Raw genomic sequence first — 3,181 nt, 5'->3', positions numbered from 1 at the left:
ACCGGTTCTCGCCGCTTCGGTCGCCAACATAAACGGACGGTAGGTCCCCCGGGTATAAGCGGGGAGGCACGACTGTCCGCCTCTTATGTTGGTTGGTTCTTTGACATTGTCGGTTTTTGATGAAGGGACATGTGGGCGACGGCGCCCGGTCCGGGGACCTCAAGGCTCCGGATACCGGTTTAAGCTAAGTCGATACTCACATTGTCTCTCGTATCCATTACGTTTGACAGTGCAGGTAATCGGCTCCTTGCAGTTCGGTTATTCTGGGATGGCGATCTTCGGGTCGTGCCTGGTTTAATCGTGACTCAAACTTGAGAGTTTGATCCTGGCTCAGAACGAACGCTGGCGGCATGCCTAACACATGCAAGTCGAACGAGACCTTCGGGTCTAGTGGCGCACGGGTGCGTAACGCGTGGGAACCTGCCTTTAGGTTCGGAATAACTCCCCGAAAGGGGTGCTAATACCGAATAATGTCTTCGGACCAAAGATTTATCGCCTTTAGATGGGCCCGCGTTGGATTAGCTAGTTGGTGGGGTAAAGGCCTACCAAGGCGACGATCCATAGCTGGTCTGAGAGGATGATCAGCCACACTGGGACTGAGACACGGCCCAGACTCCTACGGGAGGCAGCAGTGGGGAATATTGGACAATGGGCGAAAGCCTGATCCAGCAATGCCGCGTGAGTGATGAAGGCCTTAGGGTTGTAAAGCTCTTTTACCAGGGATGATAATGACAGTACCTGGAGAATAAGCTCCGGCTAACTCCGTGCCAGCAGCCGCGGTAATACGGAGGGAGCTAGCGTTGTTCGGAATTACTGGGCGTAAAGCGCACGTAGGCGGCTTTTCAAGTCAGGGGTGAAATCCCGGGGCTCAACCCCGGAACTGCCTCTGAAACTGGATGGCTAGAATCTTGGAGAGGCGAGTGGAATTCCGAGTGTAGAGGTGAAATTCGTAGATATTCGGAAGAACACCAGTGGCGAAGGCGACTCGCTGGACAAGTATTGACGCTGAGGTGCGAAAGCGTGGGGAGCAAACAGGATTAGATACCCTGGTAGTCCACGCCGTAAACGATGATAACTAGCTGTCCGGGCTCATAGAGCTTGGGTGGCGCAGCTAACGCATTAAGTTATCCGCCTGGGGAGTACGGTCGCAAGATTAAAACTCAAAGGAATTGACGGGGGCCTGCACAAGCGGTGGAGCATGTGGTTTAATTCGAAGCAACGCGCAGAACCTTACCAGCTTTTGACATCCCGGTCGCGGGGAGAGGAGACTCTCTCCTTCAGTTCGGCTGGACCGGTGACAGGTGCTGCATGGCTGTCGTCAGCTCGTGTCGTGAGATGTTGGGTTAAGTCCCGCAACGAGCGCAACCCTCGTCCTTAGTTGCCATCATTCAGTTGGGAACTCTAAGGAAACCGCCGGTGATAAGCCGGAGGAAGGTGGGGATGACGTCAAGTCCTCATGGCCCTTACAAGCTGGGCTACACACGTGCTACAATGGCGATGACAGTGAGCAGCGATCCCGCAAGGGCTAGCTAATCTCAAAAAGTCGTCTCAGTTCGGATTGTCCTCTGCAACTCGAGGGCATGAAGGCGGAATCGCTAGTAATCGCGGATCAGCATGCCGCGGTGAATACGTTCCCAGGCCTTGTACACACCGCCCGTCACACCATGGGAGTTGGTTTCACCCGAAGGCGCTGCGCTAACCCGCAAGGGAGGCAGGCGACCACGGTGGGATCAGCGACTGGGGTGAAGTCGTAACAAGGTAGCCGTAGGGGAACCTGCGGCTGGATCACCTCCTTTCTAAGGATTTTCTCGAAAGCGCCGGGTCTCGCATCCGGAAGAGCTTCGCGAAATCTTGAGAACATGCCGTCGTCCTCATGTCCCTTCATCACTGGAGAGCAGCGCATCAGCGCTGTTTAGCCTGAGCTGGCTCACGCCGCCTGCGGCCTTTTGGCCAGCGTCGTTGTGGGGGCCGGTAGCTCAGGTGGTTAGAGCGCACGCCTGATAAGCGTGAGGTCGTAGGTTCAACTCCTACTCGGCCCACCATATCCGCAGCGTTGGAGACGATTTAGCGTAAGCTGGATCGCACCAATGCAAGGACGGCAGCCATGGTAGGGGGCCTTAGCTCAGCTGGGAGAGCACCTGCTTTGCAAGCAGGGGGTCATCGGTTCGATCCCGATAGGCTCCACCAGGTTCAATACTCCAGGGATGAAGAAACACGAAATCCGACCCAAAGCGATTTGGGCTCGGCTAGCGAGAGATCTGCTCTCGCGTCTTTGACATTGTGAATGGGTTTTTAATCGATGCCGTGGCGCATGGCGCCCGATCTTTACGATCGGCGCGGTGCGGCACTTACAGATGTAATATCTGGCTGAGATTATCTTCCGCACCTATTACAGCGCGGGCTTTATGCAGGCCTGTCGTTGATGGTGTGGATTCTCAAGCGTGAGGTAAGAGCATTTGGTGGATGCCTTGGCATGTACAGGCGAAGAAGGACGTGGCACGCTGCGATAAGCGTCGGGGAGTTGTGAGCAAACTTTGATCCGGCGATTTCCGAATGGGGAAACCCACCTTCACCATTTCTCTCGTTCTGTGAGCGATCACAGGGTGAGTGAGGTGGATAAGGTATCACCGAAGTGAATATATAGCTTTGGTGAAGCGAACCCGGGGAACTGAAACATCTCAGTACCTGGAGGAAAAGACATCAACCGAGATTCCGTTAGTAGTGGCGAGCGAACGCGGACCAGGCCAGTGCCTTCATTTCAACTAGCAGAACACTTTGGAAAGAGTGGCCATAGCGGGTGACAGCCCCGTATGCAAAAGTGATGATGAAGGACTCGAGTAGGGCGGGACACGTGAAATCCTGTCTGAACATGGGGGGACCACCCTCCAAGCCTAAATACTCGTACATGACCGATAGCGAACTAGTACCGTGAGGGAAAGGTGAAAAGCACCCCGATTAGGGGAGTGAAATAGTACCTGAAACCGAATGCTTACAATCAGTTGGAGCCCCTTTGGGGGGTGACAGCGTACCTCTTGCATAATGGGTCAGTGACTTAATCTAACATGCGAGCTTAAGCCGTTAGGTGTAGGCGTAGCGAAAGCGAGTCTGAATAGGGCGACTGAGTATGTTGGATTAGACCCGAAACCCGGCGATCTAGGCATGACCAGGTTGAAGGTGCGGT

At 54.5% G+C, this 3,181-nt stretch carries 2 tRNA genes and 2 rRNA genes (1 of these 4 only partly in view); all 4 read left to right on the top strand.

The window, feature by feature from the left end:
* The first annotated feature begins 307 nt into the window (after positions 1-307).
* Positions 308-1,796: ribosomal RNA gene (locus GRI75_RS14320) — 16S ribosomal RNA — on the top strand.
* Positions 1,797-1,965: 169 nt separating this feature from the next.
* Positions 1,966-2,042: transfer RNA gene (locus GRI75_RS14315), tRNA-Ile, on the top strand.
* A 69-nt stretch (positions 2,043-2,111) separates the two neighbouring features.
* Positions 2,112-2,187 (top strand) — tRNA-Ala (locus tag GRI75_RS14310).
* 249 nt (positions 2,188-2,436) lie between these two features.
* Positions 2,437-3,181 (top strand): 23S ribosomal RNA (locus tag GRI75_RS14305); it runs 2,048 nt beyond the window's last position.
* The 16S and 23S rRNA genes sit together here with 2 tRNA genes alongside, the layout of an rRNA operon.

Source organism: Croceibacterium soli (genome assembly GCF_009828065.1).
GTDB classification, from domain to species: Bacteria; Pseudomonadota; Alphaproteobacteria; order Sphingomonadales; family Sphingomonadaceae; genus Croceibacterium_B; species Croceibacterium_B soli.
The sequence above is the reverse complement of the archived record's forward strand: the minus strand, read 5'-3'. Positions and strand labels throughout refer to the sequence as shown.